Annotated in this window: 20 protein-coding genes and 1 pseudogene; 8 read left to right on the top strand and 13 right to left on the bottom strand. The window is 72.0% G+C overall.

Going from position 1 to position 25932, the window contains the following annotated elements:
- Positions 1–16: 16 nt before the first annotated feature.
- From OHA30_RS19260 to bldG, 5 genes are all read right to left on the bottom strand, one after another.
- Positions 17–1540, bottom strand: a complete 1524-nt coding sequence (locus OHA30_RS19260; RefSeq protein WP_328915103.1) for a DUF7059 domain-containing protein — start codon at positions 1538–1540, stop codon at positions 17–19.
- 198 nt (positions 1541–1738) lie between these two features.
- Positions 1739–2305 carry a small secreted protein gene (locus OHA30_RS19255; RefSeq protein ID WP_328915102.1) on the bottom strand — a complete coding sequence of 189 codons (567 nt, stop codon included), beginning with the start codon at positions 2303–2305 and terminating at the stop codon, positions 1739–1741.
- 310 nt (positions 2306–2615) lie between these two features.
- Complete coding sequence (locus tag OHA30_RS19250) at positions 2616–4994, bottom strand: sodium-translocating pyrophosphatase (protein WP_328915101.1); 2379 nt, start codon at positions 4992–4994, stop codon at positions 2616–2618.
- 384 nt (positions 4995–5378) lie between these two features.
- Positions 5379–5789 carry an ATP-binding protein gene (locus OHA30_RS19245; protein WP_328915100.1) on the bottom strand — a complete coding sequence of 137 codons (411 nt, stop codon included), beginning with the start codon at positions 5787–5789 and terminating at the stop codon, positions 5379–5381.
- Positions 5790–5869: 80 nt separating this feature from the next.
- Positions 5870–6211, bottom strand: a complete 342-nt coding sequence (gene bldG / locus OHA30_RS19240) for an anti-sigma factor antagonist BldG (protein ID WP_031520166.1) — start codon at positions 6209–6211, stop codon at positions 5870–5872.
- A gap of 185 nt (positions 6212–6396) precedes the next feature.
- Between bldG and OHA30_RS19235 the strand changes: the two genes are divergently transcribed.
- Positions 6397–9075: a DEAD/DEAH box helicase gene (locus tag OHA30_RS19235; RefSeq protein ID WP_328915099.1), complete on the top strand. Its 2679-nt coding sequence runs from the start codon at positions 6397–6399 to the stop codon at positions 9073–9075.
- Positions 9076–9141: 66 nt separating this feature from the next.
- Here the strand turns inward: OHA30_RS19235 and OHA30_RS19230 are convergent.
- The 7 genes and pseudogenes from OHA30_RS19230 to ssd all read right to left on the bottom strand — a co-directional run.
- A pseudogene (locus OHA30_RS19230) lies at positions 9142–9339 on the bottom strand (Rv3654c family TadE-like protein); the annotation flags it as partial.
- A gap of 59 nt (positions 9340–9398) precedes the next feature.
- Complete coding sequence (locus OHA30_RS19225) at positions 9399–9704, bottom strand: TadE family type IV pilus minor pilin (RefSeq protein WP_443045113.1); 306 nt, start codon at positions 9702–9704, stop codon at positions 9399–9401.
- 58 nt (positions 9705–9762) lie between these two features.
- Positions 9763–9984: a DUF4244 domain-containing protein gene (locus OHA30_RS19220; RefSeq protein WP_328915097.1), complete on the bottom strand. Its 222-nt coding sequence runs from the start codon at positions 9982–9984 to the stop codon at positions 9763–9765.
- 151 nt (positions 9985–10135) lie between these two features.
- Positions 10136–10933, bottom strand: coding sequence for a type II secretion system F family protein (locus OHA30_RS19215; RefSeq protein ID WP_328915096.1), 798 nt, complete (start codon positions 10931–10933; stop codon positions 10136–10138).
- Positions 10930–11685, bottom strand: a complete 756-nt coding sequence (locus tag OHA30_RS19210) for a type II secretion system F family protein (RefSeq protein WP_328915095.1) — start codon at positions 11683–11685, stop codon at positions 10930–10932. Before OHA30_RS19210 ends, OHA30_RS19215 begins: the two co-directional genes overlap by 4 nt.
- Before the next feature lie 359 nt (positions 11686–12044).
- Positions 12045–13199: a TadA family conjugal transfer-associated ATPase gene (locus tag OHA30_RS19205; protein ID WP_328915094.1), complete on the bottom strand. Its 1155-nt coding sequence runs from the start codon at positions 13197–13199 to the stop codon at positions 12045–12047.
- On the bottom strand, positions 13196–14308 hold the full coding sequence (gene ssd / locus OHA30_RS19200) for a septum site-determining protein Ssd (RefSeq protein ID WP_328915093.1): 1113 nt from the start codon (positions 14306–14308) through the stop codon (positions 13196–13198). The genes OHA30_RS19205 and ssd overlap by 4 nt, the downstream gene beginning before the upstream one ends.
- A 438-nt stretch (positions 14309–14746) precedes the next feature.
- Between ssd and OHA30_RS19195 the strand changes: the two genes are divergently transcribed.
- The gene (locus OHA30_RS19195) at positions 14747–15592 is read left to right on the top strand and encodes an HAD family hydrolase (protein WP_328915092.1); all 846 of its coding nucleotides are present in this window, start codon (positions 14747–14749) and stop codon (positions 15590–15592) included.
- 330 nt (positions 15593–15922) lie between these two features.
- Here OHA30_RS19195 and OHA30_RS19190 read toward each other — a convergent pair whose 3' ends face one another.
- A complete protein-coding gene (locus OHA30_RS19190; RefSeq protein ID WP_328915091.1) occupies positions 15923–16780 on the bottom strand; it encodes an oxidoreductase in 858 nt (285 codons plus the stop codon).
- A gap of 106 nt (positions 16781–16886) precedes the next feature.
- Here OHA30_RS19190 and OHA30_RS19185 point away from each other — a divergent pair, with 106 nt between their 5' ends.
- The 6 genes from OHA30_RS19185 (at position 16887) to OHA30_RS19160 (ending at position 25605) form a co-directional block, all read left to right on the top strand.
- Positions 16887–17882: an ATP-binding protein gene (locus OHA30_RS19185; protein WP_328915090.1), complete on the top strand. Its 996-nt coding sequence runs from the start codon at positions 16887–16889 to the stop codon at positions 17880–17882.
- 283 nt (positions 17883–18165) lie between these two features.
- Positions 18166–20478, top strand: a complete 2313-nt coding sequence (locus OHA30_RS19180) for a SulP family inorganic anion transporter (protein WP_328915089.1) — start codon at positions 18166–18168, stop codon at positions 20476–20478.
- An 88-nt stretch (positions 20479–20566) separates the two neighbouring features.
- On the top strand, positions 20567–22525 hold the full coding sequence (acs, locus tag OHA30_RS19175) for an acetate--CoA ligase (protein WP_328915088.1): 1959 nt from the start codon (positions 20567–20569) through the stop codon (positions 22523–22525).
- Between the two features lie 195 nt (positions 22526–22720).
- Positions 22721–24109: a Na+/H+ antiporter NhaA gene (gene nhaA, locus OHA30_RS19170; protein ID WP_328915087.1), complete on the top strand. Its 1389-nt coding sequence runs from the start codon at positions 22721–22723 to the stop codon at positions 24107–24109.
- Positions 24110–24167: 58 nt separating this feature from the next.
- On the top strand, positions 24168–24644 hold the full coding sequence (locus OHA30_RS19165) for a phage holin family protein (protein ID WP_328915086.1): 477 nt from the start codon (positions 24168–24170) through the stop codon (positions 24642–24644).
- Between the two features lie 13 nt (positions 24645–24657).
- Entirely contained in the window at positions 24658–25605 is a 948-nt protein-coding gene (locus OHA30_RS19160; RefSeq protein WP_328915085.1) for an alpha/beta fold hydrolase, read from the top strand.
- Positions 25606–25932 lie beyond the last annotated feature (327 nt).

Below are 25932 nucleotides of genomic sequence, written 5' to 3'. Positions count from 1 at the left end.
GGCCGCACGCGGCTCGCTACGCCTCCACCGGGTCGAGGAAGCCCTGCCCGACCAGCAGCCGGATCGAGTCCGGAGTGCGGTCGCGCAGCACCACCGGGTCCTCTCCGAGCAGTTGGGCGATCGCGTCCACGATCCGGCCGGCCGGCAGCGTGCCGTCGCAGACGCCCGCGAAGCCCGCGCCGACCGTGTCGACCTTCGTGGCCCGCCGCATCCCGCGCGCCGACCGCAGCACCACGTGCTCCGGGTCCTCCGCGCCCGGCAGCCCGACCTGCTCCTGCACGACGTCCGGCGCGAGCCGGAAGCGCGAGCCGAGCAGCGCGGCGTCGTCGTGGGCCCGCAGGAAGTCCTGCCGGTCGAACCAGTCCGCGATGGTCGGGCCGAGCGGCTGCTCCACCGGGTGCGGCCACTCCTCGGCGCTGACCACGGGCCTCCCGCTGCCGGACTTGCGCAGGGTGATCCAGCCGAAGCCGATCCCGTCGACCCCGCGGCGCGCGAACTCCTCCAGCCAGGCGTCGTACCGCTCGGCGTACTCGGCCGGGTCCGCGCGGTGGTCGCCGCCGTCGCGCAGCCACAGCTCCGCGTACTGGGCCACGTCCTGCACCTCGCGCTGCACGATCCAGGCGTCGCAGCCGGCGGGCACCCAGGAGGAGACGCGTTCGCGCCAGTCCTGGCCCTCGGTGTGCTGCCAGTTGGCGAGCAGTTGGCAGTGGCCGCCGTCGTTGAGGTGGTCCGCGGCCTGCTCGACGAGGGTGCGGCACAGGTCGTCGCCCGCCATGCCGCCGTCGCGGTAGGTGAACCTGCCGCCGGGCGAGATCACGAACGGCGGGTTGGACACGATCAGGTCGTACTTCTCGTCGCCGACCGGCTCGAAGAGACTCCCCTGGCGCAGATCGGGCTTCTGGGCGCCGGACAGGGCGAGGGTGAGCCGGGCGAAGTGCAGGGCGCGCGGATTGACGTCGGTGGCGGTCACCCGGGTGGCGTGGCGGGAGGCGTGCAGCGCCTGGACGCCGGAGCCGGTGCCGAGGTCGAGCGCGCTGCCGACGGGCGTACGGACGGTGAGGCCGGCGAGCGTCGTGGAGGCGCCGCCGACGCCGAGCACCAGGTCGGCGCGGGGGACGCCGGGCGCGCTGCCGATGCCGCCCGCGCCGCCGACCGCGCAGCCGAGGTCGGAGACGATCCACCAGTCCGCGCCGCCGTCACCGGCGTAGGGGCGTACGTCCACGGTCGCGCGTACCTCATCCCCGTCGCGCACCAGCCAGCCGTCGGCCTCGTGGTGCTCCAGGTTCCGCAGGGCGGCGCGGGCGCGGTCGTACGGGACGGGCCGCTGGAGGAGGAAGAGGCGGACCAGGGTCTCCAGGGGGCTCGCGCCGCGGGTGGCACGCAGGGCCGGGACGGTCTCGGCGCGGGACAGGGCCGCGTAGCCGACAGCGCCGAGCAGGTCGAGGCAGCCGTCGGCGGTGAAGTCGGCGTCGCGCAGGTCGTCGCGCAGGGACGGCGTGCTGTCGGGAGCGGGGAGGAGGGGGGTACTCACACCGGCCATTGTCGCGGAAGTCGGGGGGCCGGGCGCGGGGTCGGACGGCGGAAGAGGGCGCGGGGGCGTGCTCGTACGGTCTGGGGGTGGCGGCGGGCCGCCCGCGTACGGGCCCGGGCGCGGCGTGTGTACAGGCCCGTGCGCGGTCCGCGTACGGCCCCGGGTGCGGTCCGCGTACGGCCCGGCGGCCGGGGCCGGGCCGGCGGGTTACGAGGCGGTCGGGGAGGGGGAGCCGGAAACCTGCTGGCAGCCGGGCTGCTTGGCGAGCGCCTTGCCCGTGTCGCCGCCTCGGAGGGTCGCCGGCGGGGTCGCGGCCTCGGCGGTGACCTTGGTGAGCGAGTCGGAGACGCTCTTGAGGCCGTCGGCGAACTTCCCCTGGCTGCTGGTGTCCAGGCCGTCGACCTGCTTCTTGAGTCCGGCGTACTGGGTGGAAAGGTTCTTGAAGAAGGACACGGCGCTCTGCTGGAACTTCATGCCCTCGTCACCGGGCGGGGCGCCCGCCTTGTCGAAGATCGAGCTGAGCGAGCCGTAGGCGCCGGAGATCGTCTGGAAGGCGGCGGAGTCCGCGCTCTTCACGGCCTGGGGCTTGCCGCCGCTGTCGACCTTGCTGATCGCGGTGTTGGCCGCGTTGATCTTCGCGATCTGCACCGCGGACTGGTCGCAGACGCCCTTGGCCCAGTCGTCCCGCTTCTTGCCGGAGCCGTCGCCGCCGCACGCCGCCAGCGACAGGAGCAGGGCCGCACCGGACAGCGCGGCCAGGAGCCTGTTGTTCACCTTCACCGGATGGGGTCCCTTTCCATGGCCTTACGGCCACGGAACTTACACGGCTGAGGGGCGCCGACCACGAATTCCTACCCTTGAATGAACCGATTTATCCGGTATTCAAGCCATTCACAGCAAGAATTTTCGACGCGGTGGAGGGTGCGCGGGTGGTCGGCGGGGGGCGCGTGTACGGGGTGGGTACGGGGTGGGTACGGGGTGGGTACGGGGTGCGAACGGGGTGCGAACGGTCAAGACCGCACGCACCCCGTTCTTCTGACGATACGTCTATGTGACGTACCGTCATTTCGATGTCGACGCGGCGTCAGACAGCCACCGCGGAGCCCGGTTCCGTACGGGCCGGGTCGTCGCCTCCCCCGTCGTCCATGGCGATGCCGCGGCGCTTGGAGACGTAGACCGCGGCGACGACGACCACGATCGCCACGGCCGCGACCGTGACGCGCACCGCGAGATTGGCGTCGACGCCGTAGCTGAACTTCACCACGGCCGGCGCGATCAGCAGCGCGACGAGGTTCATCACCTTGAGCAGCGGGTTGATGGCCGGGCCCGCGGTGTCCTTGAACGGATCGCCGACGGTGTCGCCGATGACGGTCGCGGCGTGGGCCTCGCTGCCCTTGCCGCCGTGGTGGCCGTCCTCGACGAGCTTCTTGGCGTTGTCCCAGGCGCCCCCGGAGTTGGCCAGGAACACCGCCATCAGGGTGCCGGTCCCGATCGCGCCCGCCAGGTAGGAGGCGAGCGAGCCGACGCCGAGGGAGAAGCCGACCGCCACGGGCGCGAGGACGGCGAGCAGGCCGGGGGTCGCCAACTCGCGCAGCGCGTCCTTGGTGCAGATGTCCACGACCCGGCCGTACTCGGGCAGTTCGGTGCCGTCCATGATGCCGGGGTGCTCGCGGAACTGTCGGCGCACCTCGTAGACCACCGCGCCCGCGGAGCGCGAGACGGCGTTGATGGCGAGGCCGGAGAAGAGGAACACGACGGCCGCGCCGAAGAGGAGGCCGACCAGGTTGTTGGGCTGGGAGATGTCCAGGGAGAGCCAACGGGCGTCGGAGGCTGCCGGGTGCGCTGTGCTGACGGCCGTGTCGACGGCCTCCTTGAAGGAACCGAACAGAGCGGTGGCGGCCAGTACGGCGGTGGCGATGGCGATGCCCTTGGTGATGGCCTTGGTCGTGTTGCCGACGGCGTCGAGGTCGGTGAGCACCTGGGCGCCCTCGCCGTGGACGTCGCCGGACATCTCGGCGATGCCCTGGGCGTTGTCCGAGACCGGGCCGAAGGTGTCCATGGCAACGATGACGCCGACGGTGGTCAGCAGTCCGGTGCCGGCCAACGCCACCGCGAAGAGCGCCAGCCAGACGGAGGTGCCGCCGAGCAGAAAGGCGCCGTAGACGGACAGGCCGATGAGCAGCGCCGAGTACACCGCCGACTCCAGGCCGAGCGAGATCCCGGACAGGATCACGGTGGCCGGGCCGGTCAGCGAGGTCTTGCCGATGTCGCGGACCGGGCGGCGGGAGGTCTCGGTGAAGTAGCCGGTGAGCTGCTGGATCAGCGCGGCCAGCACGATGCCGATGGCGACGGCGACCAGGGCGAGAACGCGCGGATCGCCGGGGTGGGTGGCGATGTCGGTGCCGACGCCCTTGAAATCGGCGTAGGAGGAGGGCAGATACGCGTAGACGGCGACCGCCACGCCGATCAGCGAGATCACCGCGGAGACGAAGAAGCCGCGGTTGATGGCCGACATACCGCTGCGGTCGGCGGGGCGCGGGGAGACGGCGAAGATGCCGACCATGGCGGTCAGGACGCCGATCGCGGGGATGAGGAGGGGGAAGGCGAGGCCGGAGTCACCGAAGGCGACCTTGCCGAGGATGAGTGCGGCCACCAGGGTGACGGCGTACGACTCGAACAGGTCGGCGGCCATGCCCGCGCAGTCGCCGACGTTGTCGCCCACGTTGTCCGCGATGGTGGCGGCGTTGCGGGGGTCGTCCTCGGGGATGCCCTGCTCGACCTTGCCGACCAGGTCGGCGCCGACATCCGCGGCCTTGGTGAAGATACCGCCGCCGACCCTCATGAACATGGCCAGCAGCGCCGCGCCGAACCCGAATCCCTCCAGCACCTTCGGCGCGTCGGCCGTGTAGATCAGAACGACGGCGGACGCGCCGAGCAGTCCGAGGCCGACGGTGAACATGCCGACCACTCCGCCGGTCCTGAAGGCGATCCGCATCGCCCGGTGGGAGACGGCGGTGAGATTCGCGGGCGGTTCACCGGGGGCCGGGGTCGCCGCCCTGGCCGCGGCCGCCACCCGCACATTGCTGCGGACCGCGAGCCACATTCCGATATAACCGGTCACCGCGGAAAAGACGGCCCCCACGAGAAAGAAGATCGACCTTCCGATTCGCTGCGACATATTGTCCGCGGGCAACAGCATGAGCAGGAAGAACGCCGCCACCGCGAAGATCCCCAATGTACGGAACTGCCTTGCGAGATAGGCATTGGCGCCTTCCTGCACGGCGGCGGCGATCTTCTTCATGCGGTCGGAACCTTCGTCCGCCGCGAGCACTTGACGTACCAGCACTGCGGCGAGCCCCAGGGCGGCCAGTGCGACCGCCGCGATGATCCATACGAGTACGCGGTTTCCGTCGGTCAATACCGGCGCCGCGGCAAGCGTGTGAGCTGAGAGTGGCCCCGCCATTCGTCCTCCTTGACGTTTGGCGCGTGGGCGTGCGGCTCCTTACGGCTGACAAGCCGCAACGCTCAGGCGAGCTGAGCAAGTGGGACGGATTGTAGGGAGCAGCGAAAGATCACAAAAGGGTGCTCGTCAGGAATTCCGCCGGTAAATGAAGAATGGCCGATCTGCGCGGGTGGCGGGCACCGAAATGGGGGCGAGTACGGCGAGGGCGGGGCGCGGCGGGGTCCCGGGCAGGGCGAGGCTCAGCGCTGGGCACGGCCGGGCGCGGCGAGGCTGGAGTGGGCACAGCGCGGATACGGCCACGCGGGCGCGGCGGGAGCGCCGGGGGTACGGCGTGGCGCCCGGGTCGGAGGGCCCGCAGGCGCGGGGCACGGCCCGGGCGGTGCGCTAGGCGGAGACGGTGGGCCAGGTCATGCGGATGATTCCGCCGTGGTCGCCGTCGATCACCTCGACGTCGTCGACCAGGCCGCTGATCACGGCGAGACCCATCTCGCCCTCGTCGCCGGCCGGGTCGTCGCCGGCGTCCGAGGCGGAGCCCGACGCGTTGCCGGGCACCTCGTCGGCCACTTCGATGGAGAACTTCTTGTCCTCCTCGTTCAGCAGCACGCGGACGGGCGCTTCCACGTCGTTGTTGCGGTGCAGGCCGACGGCGCGGCTGCACGCCTCGCCGACCGCCAGCCGGACCTCGTCCAGAGCCGCCTCGTCCACCCCCGCCCGGCGCGCCACCGCAGCCGCGACGAGCCGTGCGGTGCGCACATGCTCGGGCTGGGCGCTGAAGAGCAGTTCTACGGTGGGCATGGGGCTCCCCCTCCGGTCCTGTGGTTGGGCATCACAGGGGCCCGGACGGCGGTCCGTCCGGTGCCCCTCTCGGGCGATCGTCAGTCGGTCGCCGCGACAGCCTCGTCGACCGAGGTGTGAATGGGGAACACCTTGGTCAGACCGGTGATTCGGAAAATCTTGAGAATGCGCTCCTGGTTGCACACCAGACGCAGCGATCCTTCATGCGCACGTACCCGCTTGAGCCCGCCCACGAGCACACCCAGGCCGGTGGAGTCGAGGAAGTCGACTCCTTCCATGTCCACGACCAGGTGGTAGCTCCCGTCGTTCACGAGCTCCACCAGTTGCTCGCGCAGCTTGGGCGCGGTGTACACATCAATCTCGCCGCCGACCTCGACGATCGTGCGATCGCCGACGGTTCGGGTCGACAGGGACAGGTCCACGGATCCTCCAGCACCTTGCATCGACGCGGCAGCCCCCCTGGGCCTCCCCACCGAAGGTAGTAGGGGCCTCCCCACCGTTGGTAGGGGAAGGAACGGCCGCCGCGATGGCATTCAATCACTTCGCGGGTGGCCCGCACGACGCCTTACTGCGATTGTCCGTCACACCGGTGACACACTGAGTGCCGATGGCCCAGGATCCCGCTCCGCAGTCGGCGCACGGCCGCCCGTCCCCCCGGACCGCTCTTGAGCGGCTCACCGCGGGGGCGGACCGAGCCGTACGCATCACCCATACGGAGCACCTGCCCCCGCGGGTCGGCCGGCATGCATCCTGGCCGGAGGGCATCCGTCCAGAAGTGGTCGAGGCGATTCGGGCAGCCGGAATCGACCGTCCGTGGGAGCACCAGGCGCTCGCGGCGGCCCACGCGGCCCGCGGCGAGTCGGTGGTCGTGGCCACCGGCACGGCTTCCGGCAAGTCCCTGGGCTACCTCGCTCCGGTCCTCAGCGCCCTGCTGGACGGTTTCGACAGTCCAGCAGGCTCCCGGGGGCGTGGCGCGGCCGTCCGGGGGACGGACGCCCGACCGACCGGCCCGCGGGGAGCCACCGCCCTCTACCTCGCGCCGACCAAGGCGCTCGCCGCCGACCAGCGCCGCGCGGTCAGCGCGCTCGCGGAGCCGCTGGGCGAGGCGGTGCGCACCGCGGTCTACGACGGGGACACGCCGTTCGAGGAACGCGAGTGGGTCCGGCAGTACGCGACCTACGTCCTGACCAACCCCGACATGCTGCACCGCGGCATCCTTCCCGGCCACGCCCGCTGGGCCTCCTTCCTGCGCAATCTGCGCTATGTCGTCATCGACGAGTGCCACACCTACCGCGGGGTCTTCGGCTCGCACGTCGCCCAGGTGCTGCGACGCCTGCGGCGGCTGTGCGCCCGTTACGGCGCCGAGCCCGTCTTCCTGCTCGCCTCGGCTACGGCCGCCGACCCCGCCCGGGCCGCTACCCGGCTGACCGGCGTGCCGGTCGTCGAGGTCACCGAGGACGCCTCGCCGCGTGGCGAGCTCGCCTTCGCCCTGTGGGAGCCCCCGCTCACCTCGCTCCCCGGCGAGCACGGCGCCCCCGTCCGCCGCACCGCCACCGCCGAGTGCGCGGAACTCCTCACCGACCTGGTCCTCCAGGGTGTGCGCACGGTCGCCTTCGTCCGATCCCGGCGCGGTGCGGAACTCGTCGCCCTCATCGCCCAGGAACGCCTCGCCGAGATCGACGCCTCGCTCCCCGGGCGGGTCGCCGCCTACCGCGGCGGCTACCTCCCGGAAGAACGCCGCGCCCTGGAACGCGACCTGCACTCGGGCCGCCTGCTCGGCCTCGCCTCCACCTCCGCCCTCGAACTCGGCGTGGACATCTCCGGCCTCGACGCGGTCCTGCTCGCCGGCTATCCCGGCACCCGGGCCTCGCTGTGGCAGCAGGCGGGCCGGGCCGGGCGCTCGGGGCAGGGCGCGCTCGCCGTCATGGTCGGCCGCGACGACCCTCTGGACACATATCTCGTCCACCACCCCGAAGCGATCTTCGAACGGCCCGTCGAGTCCACCGTCCTCGACCCCGACAACCCCTACGTCCTCGCCCCGCACCTGTGCGCCGCCGCGGCCGAACTCCCGCTCACCGACGACGACCTGGTCCTCTTCGGTCCCGAGGCCGCTGTCCTGGTGCCCCAACTGGAGAAGCGCGGGCTGCTGCGCCGGCGCCCCTCGGGCTGGTACTGGACCCGGCGGGAGCGGGCCGCCGACCTCACCGACATCCGTGGCGAGGGCGGCAAGCCGGTCCAGGTCGTGGAGTCCGGCACCGGGCGGCTGCTCGGCACCGTCGACGCGTCCGCCGCTCACACCACCGTCCACGACGGGGCCGTCCACCTCCACCAGGGCCGCACCTACCTCGTGCGGCGGCTGGACCTGGAGGACGGGGTGGCCCTGGTCGAACGGGCCGACCCGCCCTACGCCACGATGGCCCGCGACACCACCGACGTGCGTGTCCTCTCCAGCGAGGTCGAGGAACCGTGGGGCGAGGCCCGCATTCACTTCGGCTCGGTGGAGGTGACCCACCAGGTGGTCTCCTATCTGCGCCGCCGCCTCATCACCGGCGAAGTGCTCGGCGAGACCAAACTCGACCTCCCTCCGCGCACCCTGCGCACCCGGGCGGTGTGGTGGACCGTCACGGACGCCCAACTCGACGCCGCCGGCATCCACCCCGAGGAGCTGCCCGGCGCCCTTCACGCCGCCGAGCACGCTTCCATCGGCCTCCTTCCACTCTTCGCCACCTGTGACCGGTGGGACATCGGCGGCGTGTCCATACCCCTGCACGCCGACACCGGGCTGCCCACCGTGTTCGTCTACGACGGCCACCCCGGCGGGGCGGGCTTCGCCGAACGCGCCTTCCGCACCTCCCGTTCCTGGCTCGCCGCCACCCGTGAGGCGATCGCCTCCTGCGAGTGCGACTTCGGCTGCCCCTCCTGCGTCCAGTCCCCCAAGTGCGGCAACGGCAACGAACCCCTGGACAAGGCCGCCGCCGTCCGCCTCCTCGACTGTCTGCTGTCCGCGGGCACCCCCGAAGAGCCGACCGGCCCGGGGGCCGGGGCCGAGCCCGGTGAGGGCGCCGCAGACGGCGGCACGGGCGTTGGGGGCAACGCCGGCCCCGGGCCTGCGGAGGACGCCCTGGGCGGCCAAGCCGCCAAGAGCGGGACTCGGACCACGGTCGCGGACGGCGCCCCCGACGACTCGGACGACGGTGTCGCGGACAGCGCCCCGATCGGCGCGGAAGCCGGCCGCGTCGATCCGGATCGCCGGGACGGACCTGGTGGCGGTGTCGGCGGCGAGTGACGGGCCCGCGCGTGAGCGCACCCGGGCCCCCGCCACTTCGGCGACGACATCCGAGATCTCGCCGGTGACCCCGCAGTTCCTCAGCACGGCGCCCTGGGCCACTGCCACCCGGACGGCCAGCGCACAGGCGGCGTCCTCACCGTCCAGTGCGTGGTCGGCCGCGGCCAGCGCCGCCAGGTCCGCGGCGGCGCCCGCGCGGTGACGTGCGATCACCGCGTGGTCTATCAGCAGCACCGCCGCGAAGACCCCGAGCAGCAGACCCATCAGCCCGAGCGACCAGACCGTGGCCGACCCGCGATCCGCCCCACGCCCGGCGTCCTCCCTCATGGCCCGCCACCGCCCTCCACACTGTCCTCGTCGAGGGCGACGGCTTCGGCGCTCAGGACGACCGGGAAGCGCGGTCCGGGCACCTTCACCCGGACCCGGACCAGGTCTCCCGTATGCCGCACGCTCACCTCGGCCCCCGCGGGCGCGGCTTCCCGTGTCACCCGCAGCACGTCGGCGGCCGTTTCGGAACGGGCGGCGGCCCGCGCACCGGCCCGGGCCGCGTCCACACAGCGGACCTCGGCCGCGGCCGCCATCAGCCCCCAGACCAGCAGCGCGGCGAGCACCACAAGCGTCGGGATCACCACGGCCGCCTCCGCCGTGACATAGCCGCGGTCCCCTCGGCCCGGCGGCCCGGCTCGCTCAGAAGGACACATTGAGGGCCTTCTCGATCACTCCCGAGAGAGCGGTCCGCACCGCGTCACTCGTCACGATCTTGTAGAGCACGGCCGCGAACCCGCAGGCCGCGATCGTGCCGACGGCGTATTCCGCCGTACTCATCCCGGCCTCCGCCGCGGCACGGCACCGGTGGACCCTCCGGGCGAGCCAGTGCGCGGGCCGGTGGGTGTTCGTTCGCTTCGTCATCGGAAACTCCTGTTGGTCTTGAGTGCTGAAAGTGACTCGGGTACTGATCGGGTGCTGAGGTGACGGATCGTTGATCTCGGTGCGTGAGCACGTGCCGTCGGCGTGCGCGTTCACGCGGTGTGGGCAAGCGGCTGTCCTGCGGCGGTCGGGGTCAGCGCATCCCGCCTCTCAGAACCGGCCCCGCCAGACCGATCACCACGGGCGCGACGCCGACCAGCAGGAAGGCCGGAAGGAAGCACACGCCCAGCGGTGCGGTGGCGAGCACCGCGGCCTTTCTGGCCCCGGCGAGGGCCGAACGGGCATGCGCCGCGCGGTAGTCGGCGGCCAGCCGGGACATCTCCGCCACGGGCGCGCTGCCCGTCGTGGAGGCCCGGGCCAGACAGCGGCCCATGTCGCGAGCCTCGGGGAGCCGGCCGAACCGGTCCCAGCACTCCGCCGCCTCCCCGCCGAGCCGCAGTTCGGCCTGTGCCCGTATCAGCGCGGCGCCCAAGGGGCCGCCCAGACACCGCCCCACGGCGCCCGCCGCCTCGCCGGGTGTGGCCCCGGCGGCCAGGCAGGCGGCCATCAGGTCGGCGCAGAGCGGTAGTTCGGCGGGGTCGGGCCTGACGACGCGGGCCTCCGGGCTGTCAGCGGCCCGCTGCCGCCTTCCGAGCCACGCCCGGGCCCCGAGGGCGGCCGCGACCCCCGCGAGGCCGCCCAGTGGCCCTCCGACGAGCGCACAGGCTCCGAGCCCGGCGGCCACCGTCGGTCCCCACTCCCGGAACGGCCCCCGGATTCGCGCCAGCCGGACGCCAGGCGGCTTCGGGACACGCCGCTCGCCGAGTGCCTTCCGCAACCGCCGCACGCCGACCGTGTGCTGCCGCCTCTCCAGCACCAGGAGCAGTCCCGCGAAGGCGGCCGCGAGCACGGCCACCGTCATCCCCAGGCTGTGGACAGTCGCGCCGCTCATGACGGCCTCCCTTCCTGCACTCCGGAAGGGAGCACCTTCCGTGCGCGTCCGGTGCCGCTCGGGCCGCCGCCCTCCGCCGAGCGGATGATCCGCGCGGTCCACGCCAGCCCGGCCCATTCCAGGAGCACACCCGCCGTCAGGCAGCACAGGCCGACCGGGGTGTGCAGGAGCACCGCCGCCGGATCGGCGCCGAGGCCCGTGCCGAGGACCAGCCCGAAGACCGGGAGCAGCGCGAGCAGGACGGCGGTGGAGCGTGGTCCGGCCAACTGGGCCCGCAGATCGTCGCGTTGGTCGGCCCCGGCCCGTAGTGCGGCGGCCACCCGGTCCAGGGCCGACGCCAGTCCGGCGCCGCCGTCCACCGCGACCTGCCAGCAGGCGGCGGCCGCGGCCAGGCCGTGTGTGCCGGCCCGGCACTGGGACGCCGACCGCAGGGCCTGCGGGACATCGCCGCCGAACCGCGCGGCCGACAACAGCAGCCTTGCCGCTTCGGCGAGTTCGGGCGATCCCGGCCATCCGGCGGACTCCACCGCGTCGGCCAGTGCCGCGTGCGGCGGCAGGCCCGCTCGCAGATCACCCGCCACCGTGCCGCACAGCGCGCTCACCGCGACCGACGCGCGCTCCGCCGCGGCCCGCTCGTCCTGTCGGCGTAACGCCCGCAGTACCAGGGGCACCGCGACCACGCCCGCCGCCAAAGGCAGCACCGACCGCGTCACCACGGCCAGCACCGCCCCTCCGGCCGGGCACAGCGCCATGAGATGTGCCGGTCGGCGACCCGAACCACCGGGCCCCTCCTTCGGCCGGAACAGGTCTCGCACACCCCGACGTCCCGCCAAGGCACGTCTTTTGACGCGGGCCGCCCACGTCCGTCCACGTCGTGTCAGATCACGCCCGGTCGGATTGCGCCCGGTCGGATTGCGCCTCGGCTTCGTCGGGGTGTCCCCGGAACGCGGCTCCCGTGGGGGCCGCCGTTGCGCGTCGCCGCCCTGCCTGAGCCCGCCGGGCAGTCGGCGCGCCCTGCGTCGCTGGTCGTCCCGTTGCAGCACCGCCCAGGCGGCGAGGCACGCGCAGACCGTCGCGGCCCACATCGTGGCTGTCGGGTCCAGCGCCGCCCTCATGACGCACCTGCCGAACACAGCGCCGTCAGACGCTGCCAGCCGGGTCCGCGGTCGAGTCGGCCGCGGGCGTCGCGCACCAGGGCGGGCTCGGTGGCGACCAGCCCGTCCGGACCGCGCCGCAGGACATGGATCTCAGCGACCCTCCGCCGGCCCGAACCGTCGCGCACCAGGTGAACCACGACCGACAGGGCCGCGGCCAACTGACTGTGCAGGGCGGCCCGGTCGAGCCCGGCGGTCGAGCCAAGGGCCTCCAGACGCGCGGGTACATCGGTCGCGGCGTTGGCATGCACGGTGCAGCACCCGCCCTCGTGGCCGGTGTTGAGCGCGCCCAGCAGGTCCAGTACCTCGGCGCCCCGGACCTCGCCGACGACCAGGCGGTCGGGCCGCATCCGCAGGGCCTGCCGGACGAGGTCCCGCAGGGTCACCTGCCCGGCGCCCTCCTGGTTGGCGGGCCGCGTCTCCAGCCGGACGACATGGGGGTGATCGGGCCTCAGCTCCGCGGAGTCCTCGGCGAGGACGATGCGCGCCGCCGGGTCCACGAGTCCGAGCAGGCAACTCAGCAGCGTGGTCTTCCCCGAACCCGTGCCGCCGCTGATCATGAACGACAGGCGGGCGTCGAGTACCGCCCGCAGCAGCGCCGCGGTCTCGGTGTCCAGGGTGCCCGCGGCGACGAGTTCGCCAAGGGTGAAGGCCCTGGCCCGCACCACGCGCAAGGACAGGCACGGGGAGCCGACGACGACCGGCGGCAGCACGGCGTGCAGCCGGGTGCCGTCAGGCAGGCGCGCGTCGACCCACGGTCTGGCGTCGTCCAGTCGCCGCCCGGCGGTGGTCGCCAGCCGCTGGGCGAGACGGCGGACGGCGGCGGTGTCGGAGAAGCGGACATCGCTGCGCTCCAGCCCGCGGCCCCGGTCGATCCACACCCGGTCGGGGGCGTTGACGAGGATGTCGGTGACATGGGGGTCGGCGAGCAGCGGCTCCAGGGGCCCCGCGCCCACGAGTTCGGAGCGCAGCGCGGCGACCACTTCGAGCACTTCGGCGTCGCCGAGCAGCCGCCCTTGGGCACGCAGGGCGGCTGCCACGCGGGCAGGGGTGGGTTCGCCGCCCTGGTCCGCGAGGTGGAGCCGTACGGCATCCAGAAGTGCGGCGCTCATACCGGCACCACGCTCCCTGTGGCGGTGAGCGCCTGGGCGAGGAAGGCGGTGCAGAAACGGGCGAGGGGGCCGCGGGCCACGGAGCCGGGTGGACCGCCCAGTGGGACGACGTCGGCGAGAGCCGGTTCCGGAGGCAGTTCGCCCGCGAGCGGAAGACCGATCAGCCGGGCGACCTCGCGGTCGTCGAGCCCGGAGCCGGGCGTGGTGCGGACGACGACGCGTAAATCCCTGAGGACCAGGTGGACTGCTCCCGCGACCCGGCCCGCCGCGGCCACCGCCCGCAGTTCGGCGGGGACGACGAGCAGCCCGACGTCGATCTGGGCCAGCGTTTCGGCGACCGCGTCGTCCACGCGCCGCGGCAGGTCGACGACCACCACCCCGCCGCGCCGCCGGGCGGCGCCGAGCACGGAGCGCATGGCCTGTGGCGGGATGTGCACGGAGTCGCCGCGGTCCCAGCTCAGGACGCTCAGCGAGTCGAATCTGGGCAAGGACTCCTCCAGAGCCCCGCTGTTGACCCGGCCCCGGGAGTCCGCGAGGTCGGGCCAGCGCAGCCCGCCCGTGCGCTCGGCACCGAGCAGGATGTCGAGGCCGCCGCCGAGCGGATCACCGTCCACCAGCATCGTGCGGCGCCCGGCGCGGGCCGCGGTGACGGCGAGCGCGCAGGCCAGGGTGCTGGCACCCGCGCCGCCGCGGCCACCCACCACGCCGATGGTCAGCGCGGGGTCGCCCGCGCCCTCGGCGGCGTCGGCGATCCGCTCCACGAGCCAGGTCTCGGCTTCCGGCAGCAGCAGGACCTGGTCGGCACCGATCTCGACGGCGTGCCGCCAGACGTCCGGATCAGTCGGATCCCGCCCGATGAGCAGGACCCCTTTACGGCGTGCGGCGCCGCGTACTCTTCCGGAAGCTTCCGTTCCCACCAGAACAAGTGGTGCGTTGTCCCAACTTGTCGCGCGAGGCCGCGCGGTGAAGACGACTTCCGGTTCCGCTCCGGCCGCGGCGCACAGTCGGAGCAGATCGTCGAGGAGGCTTTCGTCCTCGGTGACAATCAGCGGTCCGCCGGGCCGTTCGGCCAAGGCCGGCAGACAGTCGCGTGTCGTGGTTCCGGTCATTTCCCTGTCTCCTGTCGCTTGTCGGGCGAGCACGGTGTGCTTCGCCCGAGATCAGCTTGGGACAGTCCAGGGAATTGAGATGATCTTGGTCGGAATCGGTGGACAACTCAGCGATTGTGGATAACTCCGCCACTCGAACGGGTGAGTTCACCGAAATCGGGAAACGATTACGGAACGTTACTCGTCATACACAACGAAACGCACACACATACGAAGGAGAGAGACATGCACATGTACGGCGAAGACCCCGGGCCGGAGCGACTGAAGGCATCCGGACATGCGACGACCCCCGCCGGGGGGGAGAGCGGGGGTCGTCCCCACGGTCCGACTCGGGGGGGAGGAGCCAGACCGGGTTAGCACGGTCGCGAACGATCCGTGACTTCCATGGTGTACCCGAAGGCCCTCTCAGGCAAACCCACGCGCCTGGGCTTACGCCGAATGGTGGTTGCCTATGCTCGTCCCGTGGAAAACCACCTGCCACCGCGCACCGCGGCGTTCTTCGATCTCGACAAGACCGTGATCGCCAAGTCCAGCACGCTCGCCTTCAGTCGATCCTTCTACCACGGCGGCCTCATCAACAGGCGCGCGGTATTGCGTACCGCATATGCCCAGTTCGTCTACTTGGTCGGTGGTGCCGATCACGACCAGATGGAAGGCATGCGCAGATATCTCTCCGACCTGTGCCGCGGCTGGAATGTCCAGCAGGTGCGGGAGATCGTGGCGGAGACCCTGCATGACCTGATCGACCCGATCATCTACGACGAAGCTGCCTCGCTGATCGAGGAGCATCACGCGGCCGGCCGTGATGTCGTCATCGTCAGCGCCTCGGGTTCCGAGGTCGTCGAGCCGATCGGCGAGATGCTCGGCGCCGACTATGTAGTGGCCACCCGCATGGTGGTGGAGGACGGCGCGTACAACGGGGAGATCGAGCACTACGTCTACGGTCCGGCGAAAGCCGAAGCGGTCCGACGGCTCGCCGAGTCGGAGGGCTACGACTTGGAGCGGTCCTTCGCCTACAGCGATTCGGCTACGGACATCCCCCTGCTGGAGTCCGTCGGCCATCCGTACGCGGTGAATCCCGACCGCCCGCTGCGCAAGGAGGCCGCCGCCCGGGAGTGGCCCGTGCTCACCTTCAGCCGTCCGGTACGGCTGAACCAGCGCATCCCGTCGCTGTCGATGCCGCCCCGGCCGGTACTCGCCGCGGCCGCGATCGGGGCGGCCGTCACCGCCGCCGGCCTGGTGTGGCTGATGTCCCGCCGCCGTCGGCCGGTGGTTATGTCCTGATCCGCTATGAAAAGTAAAAAGTGTAGCCAGGGGTTCCGCTTCGCCTCGCCCGGCGGTAGAAAGGTTGTAGCGGCCCGCGAGACCACGGAGTTCCGAGAGGAAGACCGGAGTGACAGCAGAAGGCCCCACGGACCGAGCATGAAAGCCGGGCACCCACGCGTAGCCGACCCGCCAACCGGGCCAGCCGTACCAGGCAACGGGCGAAGTTTCCGACCTGATCGGCACAATCCACGCACGCACTGGTAACTCGGCCGACATGTCAGCGGCGGCACCTGTCCGGTGCCGCCGCAACCCTTGCCGCCACCGCCGGAATCCGGCCGGGAAAGCCCGTCAGGCCGCGCCGCGCTGAAGTGCCTCACAGACGGCCACGCTCTCGCGTACGCCCAATTCCAATGCCCGGCCGCAGTGCCCGATCCACTCGGCCATTCCCTCGGGCGTACCGGAGGCGTATCCGTCCAGGGCCTTGAGATAGGCGGCACGGCCCAGCTCCGCGTGGCCGACTTCCGCCGGGCAGATGGACTTCGGGTCGAGGCCGCTGCCCACCAGGACGATGCGCTCGGCGGCCCGGGCGACGGGGCCGTTGAAGGAGCCGAAGGGGCGCAGACAGAGCAGTTCACCGTGCACCACGGCCCCCACCACCAGCGCGGGAGCCGACGAGCCTGTACGCAGTAGTTCCGCCAGGCCGTCCAGCCGGGCCGCCACCTCGCCAGGGTCCGGCAGCGGGATGTCGGCGATCCCGATCAGCGGTTCGGCCACCGGCTCCCCCGCCAGCCGGGGCCGTCCCACCGTCGGTTCGTCCGCCGCGCCGCCGGCCGCCACCAGATGCAGACGGGCCAGGGCCTGAGTCGGCGAGCGCCGCCAGATGCTGAGGAGTTGACCGGCCTCCGCGGTCAGCCGCAGCGCCGCGCCGACCGTACGGCCCTCGTCGTCGGCCGAGAAGTCGCTGCGCCGGCGCACCTCTTCCAGCGGCCAGTCGGCGCCCGCGAGCGCCGCCGAACCGCGGGCGCCGCGCAGCGCCGCCTCGGACGCCACCTCATTGGAGCGGCGGCGCATCACCCGGTGCCCGTAGACCGCGTCCACGGCCCGCCGTACGGAGTCCACGGCATCGGGCACGCCCGGCAGCGTGCCGAGTACGGCCAGCGGGTCCGCCTGCCCGGGGGCGGGGGAAGAAGCAGCGTTCGTAGCCATGCCCACGACCCTACGCATCGCCGTTGACCGGGATCGACCCCGATCGAGTGGCCTTCCCCACTCAATGCGCGGGCCCGGGTCAGCGCCCCCACTACGCTTACCGAACATGAAGATCGCTTTCGTTGGAAAGGGCGGCAGTGGCAAGACCACGCTGTCCTCCCTGTTCATCCGTCACCTCGCCGCCGCGCGCGTCCCCGTCGTCGCGATCGACGCGGACATCAACCAGCACCTCGGCCCCGCCCTGGGCCTGGACGAGGACGAGGCCGCCGCTCTCCCCGCGCTCGGCGCCCATCTGCCGGAGATCAAGGAGTATCTGCGCGGCGCCAACCCTCGGATCACCTCCGCCGAGACCATGATCAAGACCACCCCGCCCGGACACGGCTCACGACTGCTGCGGCTGACGGAGGACAACCCGGTCTACGCCGCCTGCGCCCGGAACGTGGCTCTCGACGACGGCGAGGTCCGGCTGATGGTCACCGGCCCGTTCAACGAATCCGATCTCGGTGTCGCCTGCTACCACTCCAAGGTCGGCGCGGTGGAGCTGTGCCTGAATCATCTGGTGGACGGAAGCGACGCCTATCTGGTGGTCGACATGACGGCGGGCAGCGACTCCTTCGCCTCCGGCATGTTCACCCGGTTCGACATGACCTTCCTGGTGGCCGAGCCGACCCGTAAGGGGGTCGCCGTCTACCGCCAGTACAAGGAGTACGCCCGCGACTTCGGGGTGCGGCTCGCGGTGATCGGCAACAAGGTGCAGGGCGAGGACGATCTCGCCTTCCTGCGCGCCGAGACGGGCGACGACCTGCTGACCTTCGTCGGCCACTCGGACTGGGTACGGGCCATGGAGAAGGGGCGCCCGCCGCGGTTCGAGCTGCTGGAGGACGCCAATCGCGAGGCGCTGGCCACGATGCACGCGCACGCGGGCGCGGCGTACGGGGCTCGCGACTGGGAGCGCTACACGCGGCAGATGGTGCACTTCCACCGCAAGAACGCCGAGAGCTGGGGGAACGAGAAGACAGGCGCGGATCTGGTGGCTCAGATCGATCCCGCGTTCGTGCTGAGCGAGGCGCTGCCCGACCGGGCCGGCACGCTTCCCGGCTGACCGCCGCGGGCCGATGACGGCCGGGGCCGCCCATTCCCCCTCCCGAGGACCGGCCCCGCGCCACCCGCCGCCGACCCGGGCCCGTCGGCCCCCAGCAGGGCCTGGACCACGCTCTGTTCACTCGATAGCGGGAAATAACCCCTCAATCGAGACTCCACACTTCACTCTCTGCATTTGCGGCATTACTCTTCATTTACCGACACTTGAATGTGTCGATGGCGTTACACGGAGTCATGCCGCGGCACCACATCCCGCCGCCACCACCCCAGGAGACGGGAAAGCCATGAGAGCCCACCGACCCGATCTGTCCGCCTCGATCACGGTCTTCCTGATCGCCGTCCCGCTCTCGCTCGGCATCGCGCTGGCCACCGGAGCGCCCCCGCAGTCCGGTCTGCTCGCGGCCGCCGTGGGCGGCATCGTCGCCGGAGCCCTGGGCGGGGCGCCGCTCCAGGTGAGCGGAGCTGCCACCAGCCTGGTCGTGGTGACCGCCGGCCTCGTGGAGCGCTACGGCTGGCGGGCCACCTGCGCGATCACCGTTCTCGCCGGACTGGCCCAACTGCTGCTGGGGGCGCTGCGGGTGGCCAAGGCCGCGCTCGCGATCAGCCCCGCCATCGTGCACGGTCTGCTGGCCGGCATCGGCACGGTCATCGCCGTCGGCCAGCTGCATGTGGTCCTCGGCGGCAGCCCGCAGATCTCCGCGATCGCCAATGTCACCGCGCTGCCCGGCCAGCTGACGCGCAGTCACCCAGCAACGCCGGTCATCGGCGCCCTCACCGTCGCCGTGCTCATCGGCTGGCCCCGGCTGCGGGGCAGAGCGGCGGTGCTGCGTACGGTCCCGGCGCCGCTCGCCGCGGTCGCGCTGGCCACCGTCGCGAGCGTCGGGCACGCGATGCCCCGCGTCGAACTGCCGCGCTGGAGCGCCCCGGTGCTGCCCGCCTTCCCCGAAGGGCCCGTGCTGGGACTGACCGCCGCCGTCCTCACGGTCGCGCTGGTGGCGGCCATGGAGTCGTTGCTGTCCGCGGTCGCCGTCGACGCGCTGGCGGCCCAGCGCCCGGGACCGCCCGCCGCGCACACCGCGCCCGCCGACCTCGACCGCGAACTGCTCGGCCAGGGCGCCGCCAACGTGGTCTCCGGGCTGCTCGGCGGACTCCCGATCGCGGGCGGCGCGATGCGCGGCTCGGCCAATGTGGCGGCCGGCGCCCGTACAAGACGCGCCACGGTGCTGCACGGAGTGTGGGTGCTGCTCTGCGCGGGGCTCGCCGCGTCCGCGCTGAAGGCGATCCCGCTGGCCGCGCTCGCCGCGCTGGTGATGCTGGTCGGGGTGCGCATGGTGAGCTTCGCCCACATCCGGCACATTCACCGGCACCGCGAATTCCCGGTGTACGCGGCCACACTCGGCTCGGTGGTGGTCTTCGGGGTGCTCCAGGGCGCGATCGTCGGTGTCGTGGTCGCGGTGCTCCTGGCGTTGCGCGGCCTCACCCGTACCCGGATCGGCGTCACCGAGGACGAGAGCGGCCACCGGGTGCGGGTGACGGGGCAGTTGACGTTTCTCGCGGTGCCGAGGCTGACCCGCGCCTTCGCCCGGGTGCCCGACGGCGCCGACGTGGTGGTGGAGCTGGACGGCTCCTTCATGGACCACGCGGCGTACGAAGCACTGCGCTCCTGGAGTACGCGACACCGGTCCCGCGGCGGCCGGGCGGTGCTCGGCGACGGCACCGGACGGGCCGTCAGCGAGCCGGTCAGCGCCCACGCCTGCCGCCCCTGGACACCGTGGCGCAACCACCACTGCACCCGGCCCGCCGCCGCACCCGCCACCAGCGGCGGCCAACTCCTCGGCGGCGTCAGCGCCTTCCAGCGCCATACGGCCCCGCTGGTCCGTGAAGAGCTGGCGAGGCTGGCCCGCGAAGGGCAGAGCCCCGGCCAGCTCTTTCTGACCTGCGCGGACTCCCGGCTGGTCACCAGCATGATCACGTCGAGCGGGCCGGGCGATCTGTTCACCGTGCGCAACGTCGGCAACCTGATGCCGCCGCCCGGCTCCGACGGCTCGTGCGATTCGGTGGCCGCCGCCGTCGAGTACGCGGTGGACGTACTCCAGGTGTCCAGCATCACGGTGTGCGGCCACTCCGGGTGCGGGGCGATGCAGGCGCTGCTCGGTTCCGACCACGAGCCCGGCGCGCCGACCCCGCTGGCCCGGTGGCTGAAGCACGGGCAGCCGAGCCTGGCCCGCCTGGCCGGAAGCGGCGAGCCGGGCCGCGGCGGGGTCGCGCTCGCGGACCGACCGGTCGCCGACGACCTGGAACGGCTCAGTCTGGTCAACGTGATCACGCAGCTCGATCACCTGACGGCGCACGCGTGTGTCGCCCGCCGCGTCGCGGACGGCAGTCTCCAGCTGCACGGCATGTACTTCCACGTCGCCGAGGCGCAGGCGTACATCCTGGACCGGTCGACGGGCGTGTACACGGCGGTACGCCCGGACCACAGCCCGCAGACCGCCCCGCCCACCACCGCCACACCCGCGCCCGCACCCGCCGCTTCCACCCCCGCCGGCACCGCGACCAGCGGCCCTCCGCACCCCGGTCCGGCCACAAAGGTCTAAACCATTTTTACCCAGGGCCCTTGTCAGGGTGCCCGAGGACTGGTGAGGTAGTGCTGGGACATCTGGGACACCCTGACAAGGAGCTGGCGTGAGCAGCAAAGAGAGCCTGGCCAATCTGCTGAAGGAGGAGCGGCGGTTCGCTCCCCCGGCCGAACTGGCCGCCGCAGCCAATGTCACCGCGGCGGCGTACGCACAGGCCGATGCCGACCGGCTGGGCTTCTGGGCCGAGCAGGCCCGCCGTCTGACCTGGGCGACCGAGCCCACCCAGACCCTGGACTGGTCGAACCCGCCGTTCGCCAAGTGGTTCGCGGACGGCGAGCTGAACGTCGCCTACAACTGCGTCGACCGCCATGTCGAGGCGGGCAACGGCGACCGGGTCGCGCTGCACTTCGAGGGCGAGCCGGGCGACAGCCGCGCCATCACGTACGCGGAGCTGAAGGACGAGGTCTCCCGCGCCGCGAACGCGCTCACCGAGCTGGGTGTCCGCAAGGGCGACCGGGTCGCGGTCTACCTGCCGATGATCCCCGAGGCCGTCATCGCGATGCTGGCCTGCGCCCGAATAGGAGCAGCGCACTCCGTGGTCTTCGGCGGCTTCTCCGCCGACGCCGTAGTGTCCCGGATCGACGACGCCGACGCCAAGGTCGTCATCACCGCCGACGGCGGCTACCGGCGCGGCAAGCCGTCCGCCCTCAAGCCCGCCATCGACGACGCCGTCTCCCGCACCCCGCAGGTCGAGCACGTCCTGGTGGTCCGCCGCACCGGCCAGGAGGTCTCCTGGACCGAGGGCCGCGACGTCTGGTGGCACGAGATCACCGCCCGGCAGTCCGCCGAGCACACCCCCGAGGCGTTCAACGCCGAGCACCCGCTCTTCATCCTCTACACCTCGGGCACCACCGGAAAGCCCAAGGGCATCCTGCACACCTCCGGCGGATACCTCACCCAGGCGAGCTACACCTCGCACGCCGTCTTCGACCTCAAGCCGGAGACCGACGTCTACTGGTGCACCGCCGACATCGGCTGGGTGACCGGCCACTCGTACATCGTCTACGGCCCGCTCTCCAACGGCGCCACCCAGGTGATCTACGAGGGCACCCCGGACACCCCGCACCAGGGCCGGTTCTGGGAGATCGTCCAGAAGTACGGCGTCACCATCCTCTACACCGCGCCCACCGCGATCCGTACCTTCATGAAGTGGGGCGACGACATCCCCGCCAAGTTCGACCTGAGCAGCCTGCGGGTGCTGGGCAGCGTCGGCGAGCCGATCAACCCCGAGGCGTGGGTCTGGTACCGGGAGCACATCGGCGCCGGCGCCACCCCCGTGGTCGACACCTGGTGGCAGACCGAGACCGGCGCCATGATGATCTCCCCGCTGCCGGGCGTCACCAGCACCAAGCCGGGCTCCGCGCAAACCCCGCTGCCGGGCATCGCCGCCACCGTCGTGGACGACGAGGCCAACGAGGTGCCCAACGGCTCGGGCGGCTACCTGGTGCTCACCGAGCCCTGGCCGTCGATGCTCCGCACGATCTGGGGTGACGACCAGCGGTACATCGACACGTACTGGTCGCGTTTCCCGGGCCGCTACTTCGCGGGCGACGGTGCCAAGAAGGACGACGACGGCGACATCTGGCTGCTCGGCCGGGTCGACGACGTGATGCTCGTCTCCGGCCACAACATCTCCACCACCGAGGTCGAGTCCGCGCTCGTCTCGCACCCCAAGGTCGCCGAGTCCGCCGTCGTGGGCGCCACCGACGCGACGACCGGACAGGCCATCGTCGCCTTTGTCATACTGCGCGGCACCGCCGAGGACAGCGACGACCTGGTGGCCTCGCTGCGCGACCACGTCGGCAAGACCCTCGGCCCGATCGCCAAGCCCAAGCGGATTCTGATCGTCTCCGAGCTGCCCAAGACCCGCTCGGGCAAGATCATGCGCCGACTGCTGCGCGATGTCGCGGAGAACCGCGAGCTGGGCGACGTCACCACGCTCACCGACTCGTCCGTCATGGACCTGATCCAGAGCCGGCTGCCCTCCGCGCCCAGCGAGGACTGACCGGCAGCAGTCCCGCAAGACCCTCGAACGAGTGAGGGGCGCCCGGCAACCACCGTCCGCCCCTCACTCGTTCGGGTTAGGCTGACGTCATGTCGCCCCACAGGGCGGCAGGACCCAAGGGCGCGCCGGGAAGTCTGGTCGGCACACAGGACACCTGTGTCCACCGCCGGCAGACGCCCAGGAGGTCACCTCCCCGTGACTGAGCAGCAGCCCCGTCGTTCCCCCGTACTGCTCGGACGCCTTCCGCTCCCCGAACGGGCCTTCGTCGCCGACGCCCTGCGCACCGAGACGGTCGGCGGGGTACTGCTCCTGCTCGCCGCCGTGGTGGCCCTCGTATGGGCGAATGTGTTCCCGCACGGCTACGAGTCCGTGCTCGACGTCCACTTCGGCCCGGCGGCGCTCGGCCTGCACCTGTCCGCCCAGCACTGGGCCGCCGACGGCCTGCTCGCCGTCTTCTTCTTCGTCGCGGGCGTCGAGCTCAAACGCGAACTGGTCGCGGGCGAACTGCGCTCGCCGTCCGCCGCCGCCCTCCCGGTGGTCGCCGCGCTGTGCGGCATGGCGATGCCAGCGATCGTGTACACGCTGGTCAGCAGCACCGGCGGCGGCTCGCTCCGGGGCTGGGCGGTGCCGACCGCGACCGACATCGCCTTCGCCCTGGCCGTACTCGCCGTCCTCGGCACCTCGCTGCCCTCCGCCCTGCGCGCCTTTCTGCTCACCCTCGCCGTCGTGGACGACCTCTTCGCGATCCTGATCATCGCGGTCTTCTTCACGTCGAGCATCAACTACGCCGCCCTGGCCGGAGCGGTGGTCGCGCTCGCGGTCTTCTGGCTGCTGCTGCGGGCCGGCGTACACGGTTGGTACGTGTACGTGCCGCTCGCGCTGGTGATCTGGGCCCTGATGGACAACAGCGGGGTGCACGCCACCGTCGCGGGCGTCGCCATCGGCCTGATGCTGCGCTGCACCACCGCGGACGGCGAGGAGCACTCCCCCGGCGAGCGGGTGGAGCACCTGGTCCGGCCGGTCTCGGCGGGCCTGGCCGTACCGCTGTTCGCGCTGTTCTCGGCCGGCGTGTCGGTGTCGGGCGGGGCCCTCGGCGACGTCTTCCGCAGGCCCGAGACGCTCGGCGTGGTGCTCGGTCTGGTGCTCGGCAAGGCCCTCGGCGTCTTCGGCGGCACCTGGCTCGCCGCCCGCTTCACCCGCGCACGGCTGGACCCCGGCCTCGTCTGGCCCGACGTGCTCGCCATCGCCACGCTGTCCGGCATCGGCTTCACCGTCTCACTGCTGATCAGCGAGCTGGCCTTCACCGACGACCCACGGCTCACCGACGAGACCAAGGCGGCCGTGCTGGTCGGTTCGGTCCTCGCCGCCGCGCTGGCCGCGATCCTCCTGAAGTTGCGCAACAACAAGTACCGGGCCCTGGCCGCGCACGAGCAGGACGAACAGAGCGAACAGACCGAGCGGGACGAGCAGGACGAGCAGGACGAGCAGGGCAAGACGAACGGCCGGCACGGGCGAGAAGCCCGCGAAAGGCCCCGCGGGCGCGCCCGACCGGCCCCGCGCACCGGCACGCCTGACGAGACGTAAGGCATGATCGGGGGCAGACGCACAAAGACCCTGACGGACCGAAACGACGGAGGACGCCATGAGCGCAGCCTCGAACGGTGACGAGCGCAGCCTCGGCCAGCTGTTCGCCTCCGCCACGGCGGAGCTCTCCGCCCTGGTGCACGAAGAGATCGCCCTCGCCAAGGCCGAGGTCATGCGGGACGCCAAGCGGGTGGCGGTCGGCAGCGGCGCCCTGATCGCGGCGCTGACCGTCCTGTGCCTGGCCGTGCCGGTGCTGAGCATCGCCGCCGCGCTGGGCATCCACGCGCTGGGCATCACGCTCGGCTGGTCGTTCGCGATCGTCGGCGGCGCGTATGTGCTGATCGCCCTCCTGGCCGGGCTGTTCGGTTACAGCCGGTTCAAGAAGGTGAAGAAGCCCGAGCGTTCGATCGCGTCCGCCAAGGAGTCCGCCGCGGTGCTGCAGAAGGCCAGGCCGCATCCGCGCCCGACGGCGCCTCAGGACGTCAAGGCGCTGGGCGCCACAGTGGCGGCGCCCGCGATCGAGAGCAAGATGTGACACGCTCTGCCTCATGAATCTCTCTGCCGGGTCGCACGGACAGCCCAGCAAGGGCGCTTCGGTCGCACGGCTCGACGGGCCGTGGACCCACCGGGACGTGGCCGCCAACGGCGCCCGTTTCCACATCGCCGAGATGGGCGACGGGCCGCTGGTGCTACTGCTGCACGGCTTCCCGCAGTTCTGGTGGACCTGGCGGCATCAGCTGCCCGCGCTCGCCGAGGCCGGTTTCCGCGCGGTGGCGATGGACCTGCGCGGGGTCGGCGGCAGCGACCGTACGCCGCGCGGCTACGACCCGGGCAATCTCGCGCTCGACGTCACCGGGGTGATCCGCTCCCTGGGTGAGCCCGACGCCGCGCTGGTCGGCCATGACCTGGGCGGCTATCTGGCCTGGACCGCGGCGGCGATGCGGCCGAAGCTGGTGCGCAGGCTCGCGGTCTGCTCGATGCCGCACCCGCGTCGCTGGCGTTCCGCGATGCTCACCGATCTGCGGCAGAGCAGGTCGGGCACGTACATCTGGGGCTTCCAGCGGCCCTGGCTGCCGGAGCGGCAGCTGGTCGCGGACGACGCGGCGCTGGTCGGCAAGCTGGTCGAGGGCTGGTCGGGGCCGAGGCTGCCGGACGACGAGGCGGTCGAGGTCTACCGCCAGGCGATGCAGATCCCGTCCACCGCGCACTGCGCGATCGAGCCGTACCGCTGGATGGTGCGGTCGATGGCCCGGCCGGACGGCATCCAGTTCAACCGGCGGATGAAGCGCCCGGTTCGGGTCCCCACTCTGCAAATGCACGGTTCGCTCGATCCGGCGATCGGCACCCGGAGCGTGGCCGGCAGCGGGGAGTACGTCGAAGCGCCGTACCGCTGGCGGCTGTTCGACGGGCTCGGGCACTTTCCGCACGAGGAGGACCCGGCGGCGTTCTCGACCGAGCTGATCAACTGGCTCAAGGACCCGGAACCGGACCGCTGAGCCTTCCCCCCGGCCGTGGCGGGCATCGAGAGTATGTCCGATACGACTTTCGCATGATCGCCAAAATGCCGGACGCATAGGCCAATCGGGCAACCGAACGGCGATTACCGACCAAGGGGCGCGGGCACGTAGCTCGGTATGGGTTGGACGCACGACTACCGTGACGTATCACGCAATCGCCGCAGCATCTCCGTAGCAGCCGTCGGTCGCACGGCTCCCATGGCCATACTCCCGCCGGGGGAGAGCCGTCTCGGCATCCCCCGCATCCTGGGGCGCCGGGCCCGCTGGGTCGGCGCCCGGCTGCGCCACGTCAGGGACTGAGCACGT

Origin of the sequence: Streptomyces sp. NBC_00223 (assembly GCF_036199905.1) — a bacterium.
GTDB lineage: Bacteria > Actinomycetota > Actinomycetes > Streptomycetales > Streptomycetaceae > Actinacidiphila.
The sequence above is the reverse complement of the archived record's forward strand: the minus strand, read 5'-3'. Positions and strand labels throughout refer to the sequence as shown.